Origin of the sequence: Streptomyces yangpuensis (assembly GCF_001005295.1) — a bacterium.
In the GTDB taxonomy this organism is placed as follows: Bacteria; Actinomycetota; Actinomycetes; order Streptomycetales; family Streptomycetaceae; genus Streptomyces; species Streptomyces yangpuensis.
On sequence record NZ_LBMK01000009.1, the window covers coordinates 284,644 to 289,977 of the forward strand.

General features: G+C 73.2%; 4 protein-coding genes. 3 read left to right on the forward strand and 1 reads right to left on the reverse strand.

Annotation, left to right across the window (positions count from 1 at the left end):
- Nucleotides 1–173: 173 nt before the first annotated feature.
- Complete coding sequence (locus AAT21_RS31980) at nt 174–1,289, reverse strand: YihY/virulence factor BrkB family protein (RefSeq protein WP_046780452.1); 1,116 nt, start codon at nt 1,287–1,289, stop codon at nt 174–176.
- 17 nt (nt 1,290–1,306) lie between these two features.
- Between AAT21_RS31980 and AAT21_RS31985 the strand changes: the two genes are divergently transcribed.
- From AAT21_RS31985 to AAT21_RS31995, 3 genes are all read left to right on the forward strand, one after another.
- Nucleotides 1,307–2,950: an acyl-CoA dehydrogenase family protein gene (locus AAT21_RS31985; protein ID WP_046780453.1), complete on the forward strand. Its 1,644-nt coding sequence runs from the start codon at nt 1,307–1,309 to the stop codon at nt 2,948–2,950.
- Between the two features lie 374 nt (nt 2,951–3,324).
- Complete coding sequence (locus AAT21_RS31990) at nt 3,325–4,584, forward strand: GAF domain-containing protein (protein WP_046780498.1); 1,260 nt, start codon at nt 3,325–3,327, stop codon at nt 4,582–4,584.
- 5 nt (nt 4,585–4,589) lie between these two features.
- Entirely contained in the window at nt 4,590–5,153 is a 564-nt protein-coding gene (locus AAT21_RS31995) for a GNAT family N-acetyltransferase (protein ID WP_030966410.1), read from the forward strand.
- The last annotated feature ends 181 nt before the right edge of the window (nt 5,154–5,334 follow it).

A 5,334-nucleotide genomic window follows, 5' to 3' on the forward strand; every position in this document is an offset into this window, starting at 1 on the left:
GCCGAGCCGAGGAGACACTCCGGCGGGGCACCGACCCACACCCTCGCACCACCGCCCAGCAGGAACAACGGCCACCCCGGCGGGAGCCGAACCCTGCACTCCCGGCCGGCAAATCCAGCCCCGCCGGCGATTGAGGCGCGGGGTCTGGGGCGGAGCCCCAGCACCCCCGGCCGTCAGTGTTTGCGCAGGCGCGCGTGGTAGTCCTCCGGCGGCAGGAACTTCGACCAGCGCTCCGGGAACTCCGACGGCATACCCTCGTCCTCGTCGTCCTCCGACTCGCCCTCCGCCATCGCCCGCCACGCGGCGGCCCGCGCGATCAGCTGCGCGGCCTCCGCCTCCCGGGCCCGCTCGTTCGCCTCGCGTGCCGCCGCCGTCGCCACCGACGGCCATACGCGGTCGATCGCGGCGTTGACGGCCGCCCCGACGAGCACCGCGAAGGCCGAGATGCCGATCCAGAGCAGGACGGCGACGGGCGCGGCCAGGGAGCCGTAGATGGTCGGCCCCTCCACCGTGTTGGTGAGGTAGATCCGGAGCAGGAACGAGCCGAGCACCCACATCGCCAGCGCCACCAGCGCACCCGGCACGTCCTCGATCCACGGCGAGCGCACCGGCACGGACACGTGGTACAGGGTGGTCAGGAAGGCGATGGACAGCAGGGTCACGGTCGGCCAGTACAGGACGGCGATCACCTCGGTGCCCCACGGCACCAGCCGGACGACGGCGTCCGGCCCCACCACCATCAGAGGCAGCACGATCGCGCCGATCAGCAGGGCGATGACGTACAGCAGGAAGGCCAGCAGCCGGGTCTTGACGATGCCGCGGTGCCCGTCGAGCCCGTACATGACGGTGATGGTGTCGATGAAGACGTTGACGGCCCGGGATCCCGACCACAGCGCGAAGGCGAAGCCGAGCGAGATCAGGTCGGGTCTGCCACTGCGGGTGACGTCGTCCAGGAGGGGTCTGGCGATGTCGTTGACGCCGCGGTCGGACAGGACCGTGCCGACCGCGCGCAGGATGTTCTCCTCGATGCTCTCGACGGTACGGGTGTTCGTCCACCCGTCGACGTAGCCGAGCAGGCCGAGCAGGCCCAGGAAGAGCGGGGGGAGGGAGAGCAGGGTGAAGAACGCCGCCTCGGCCGCGAGCCCGAGGATCCGGTACTCGATGCACGAGTTGACGGTGTCCTTCAGCAGCAGCCAGCCCATTTTCCGCTTCGAGACGTTGCGGTAGAGGGCGCGGGCCCGGTGGAGCCGTCCTGCGATCCGCTCGGGTGTTTCTTTTGCTGGCTGCACGTCCTTACGGTATCCGCATGGCAGCCACCACCCACACAGTCAGCAACCAGGCCCCGCCCCTGGTGGGGCACGACATCTACGGCGGCGACCGGGCCCTGAGCGAGGGCGTCGAGCGTCACCTGGCGTCCGCGGATCCCGAACTCCGGGACGGGATAAGGGAGGAGCTCACGGACCTCGGGCACGCGGCCGGTTCCGCGCAGGCCCAGGAATGGGGCGCGCAGGCGAACGACAACCCTCCGAAACTGCGCACGCACGACCGGTACGGGAACCGGATCGACGAGGTGGAATTCCACCCTGCGTGGCACCGGCTGCTCGGGCACGCCGTGGGCGCGGGGCTCACCGACGCCTGGGGGCGGCCCGCCGGGCACCTGCGCCGCGCCGCCGGCTTCTACCTGTGGTCGCAGGCCGAGGCGGGCCACGGCTGCCCGGTCTCGATGACGCACGCGGCCGTGCCGGCCCTGCGGGCCGATCCGTCGCTCGCCGCCGAATGGGAGCCGCGGCTCACCTCGCACGTGTACGAGCAGGGGCTGCGGCCGGCGGCGCAGAAGGCCGGCGTGCTCTTCGGCATGGGGATGACCGAGAAGCAGGGCGGCAGCGACGTACGGGCCAACACGACGACCGCCGTGCCGCTGGACGCGTCCGGCGAGTACCTGCTGACCGGGCACAAGTGGTTCTGTTCGGCGCCGATGTGCGACGGCTTCCTGGTGCTGGCGCAGGCGCCGGGCGGGCTGACCTGCTTCCTGGTGCCGCGAGTGCTGGAGGACGGGACGCGCAACGTCTTCGCGATCCAGCGGCTGAAGGACAAGCTGGGCAACAGGTCGAACGCGTCGAGCGAGGTCGAGTTCGACGGGACCTGGGCGCGGCGGGTCGGCGAGGAGGGCCGCGGGGTGCGGACCATCATCGAGATGGTCGCGGCGACCCGGCTGGACTGCGTCATCGGCTCGGCCGCGCTGATGCGGCAGGCGCTGACGCAGGCCGTCCACCATGCGGAGCACCGCTCTGCTTTCGGAGCGCTGCTCATCGACCAGCCGCTCATGCGCAACGTGCTCGCGGACCTGGCCCTGGAGTCGGAGGCCGCCACCACCCTGACGCTGCGTCTGGCCGCCGCCTACGACGCCGGGACCGAGCAGGAGAAGGCCTTCCTGCGCCTGGCCGTGCCCGCCGCCAAGTACTGGGTGACCAAACGCTGTACGCCCATGGTGGCCGAGGCCCTGGAGTGTCTGGGGGGCAACGGCTACGTCGAGGAGTCCGGACTGCCGAGACTGCTGCGCGAATCCCCGCTGAACTCCATCTGGGAGGGCTCCGGGAACGTCCAGGCCCTGGACGTACTGCGCGCCCTGCAGCGCGAGCCGCAGGCGCTGAACGCCTTCCTCCAGGAGGTGGGCCTGGCCCGGGGCGCCGATCACCGGCTGGATTCGGCCATCAAGGACCTGCTGACGGACCTCGCCGATCTGGAGGGCATCGAGGCGCGGGCCCGCCGGGTCGTGGAGCGCATGGCCCTGGTGCTCCAGGGATCGCTGCTGGTCCGGTGGGCTCCGCCGGAGGTCGCGGACGCCTTCTGCGCCTCGCGGCTGGGCGGTGACTGGGGTACGGCCTTCGGCACGCTGCCGCACAGCCTGGATCTGCGCGCGGTCGTGGAACGGGCGCGGATCGCAGGCTAGGAGGGAGCCCCCGTCGGGCTCCCCTGCGGTCCCCAAACCGCTCCGAGCCGGGATCCGGGCCCGTCGACCGGGACAGAGGTGGCGCCGCGCCGACTCGGCACCACCTCTGATCCGAAGCCCCGAGGAGGAGCTGTCACGCCGCTCGGGCGACGTCCGGACATTTTCGGTCGGACGGCCGGGACTTGGCGAGAGTTGCATACCGTTGCAACCCTTGGGTCGGCTGCCGTCCGTCGGGCGCCGGGGAAGCGGCCACCCAGGACGGCCCGGGCAGCTGAGGACCGCCGGGCGGCCGGCGTCGTACGTCCTGTTCGCACGGGGAGGTTCCGGTGGCCGACACCACAGGCATCACGGTCGATGTGGCACGCATCTCGGCCATGCACCCTCGGGAGGCCACGCGTCTGCTCAAGGGGGTGCGCGCGGCCGCGCTGGCGGGCGACCGCCCGCCGGCCACGCCCCGGCCCGAGATCGCGGAGTCCTGGCGCCGGATGCTGGCCGGCGGCGTGCACCCGGACCGGGACGCGCGCTCGCGGATGCTGTCGGCGGCCGAGACGGAGGAGCGGCGCCACGTCTCCCCTCTGCGGGAGGTCCTTCCCGTGCTGCGGGAGGGGCTGCTGCCCGCACTGGACGGGGCGCTGCACATCATGGTCGTCGCGGACGCGGACGGGCGGCTGCTGTGGCGGGAGGGGCACAGCTCGATCCTGCGCAAGGCCGACCGGCTCGGCTTCTCGGTCGGGGCGGACTGGAACGAGGCCGTGGTCGGCACGAACGGGGTGGGGACCGCCCTGGTGGCACGGCGGCCGGTGCAGGTGTTCTCGGCGGAGCACTTCGTCTCCAGCCACCACGAGTGGACCTGCGCGGGAGCGCCCGTGCGCGACCCGCGGGACGGGCGGCTGCTGGGCGTGGTCGACGTCAGCGGGCCCCTGGCCACCATGCACCCGGCGACGCTGGCCTGGGTGAGCTCGGTGGCCCGGCTCGCGGAGCGGGAGCTGCGGATCCGGCACCTGGAGTCGCTGGAGCGGCTGCGGGCGGTGGCGGCGCCGCTGCTGGCCCGGCTGCCGGGGCGGGCGCTGGCCGTGGACCCGCACGGGTGGACGGCGGCGGTGACCGGGCTGGCCCCGGCGGAGCGGGTACCGCTGCCGAAGGACTTCGCGCCGGGCCGGGTGTGGGTGCCGCAGCTCGGCGACTGCGTGGCGGAGCCGCTGCCCGGCGGCTGGCTGCTGCGGATCACGCAGGAGCGTACGGGTACGGCGACCCGGGTCGTACTGGACCTCAGCCGGGCGGGTTCGTGGTCGGCGACGGTGTACGGGTCGTCCGGGAGCTGGTCGCAGGAGCTGAGCCCGCGCCACGCGGAGCTGCTGTTCCTGCTGGCGGAGAGTCCGCGGGGGCGGTCGGCGGCCGAGCTGTCCGCGGAGGTGTTCGGTGACCCGACCCGCACCGTGACGGTCCGGGCGGAGCTGTCGCGCGTACGACGGCACCTGGCGGGCGTCCTGGCCCACCGGCCGTACCGCTTCGCCGAGGACGTGGAGGTGGAGCTGATCCGCCCCGAGGACCCGGCCGCGCTGCTGCCGCACTCCACGGCCCCGGCGGTGGTCCGGGCCCGCCTGGGCCGGACGGGGCCCGGCATGATTCCCTGAGCTGCATGAGCACCATCACACTCACCACCTGGTCGCTGGAGATGACCTCTCCGGCGGACCTCGTCCCGGCGGCCGCGACGGGCCCGGAGATATCGATCGTGCGGTCGGAGGTCCCCTCCCCCGAGTTCAGCCGCTTCCTCTACGCCTCCGTGGGCGGCGACATCCACTGGACGGACCGGCTGTCCCTGACGCGCGCGCAGTGGGTGGAGCAGCTCGACCGGCCGGGGGTGGAGACGTGGGTGGCGTACGACCGCGGCACGCCGGCGGGGTACGTGGAGCTCGACCCGCAGGACGACGGGGTGGTGGAGATCATGTACTTCGGCCTGCTCCCCGACTTCCGCGGCCGCCGCATCGGCGGGCACCTGCTGTCCGTGGGCGTCGAGCGGGCCTGGGACCTGGCGTCGCGCTGGCCGGAGCGCGAGCCGACGCGGCGGGTGTGGGTGCACACCTGCAGCCAGGACGGGCCGACGGCGATGGCGAACTACCAGCGGCGGGGCTTCAAGGTCTTCAAGACCGAGACGGAGGAGAAGGAAGAGGCACCGACGCCGGGCCCCTGGCCCGGAGCGTAGCCGCTGCGCGGGCTCTGCGGATGGTCTGGCCTCGGCCCAGCTTCCGGCTGCGGGCCGGGAGCCGCCGTTGCCCTGGCCGGGCGGTGCGGTGGTTTCCCCGTCTGCGGGCCGGTGGCCGCGCCTCAAACGCCGGCGGGGCTGGGTGGTGTCCCGGGGCGGAGCGGGAAAAGGGGGGTGGGGG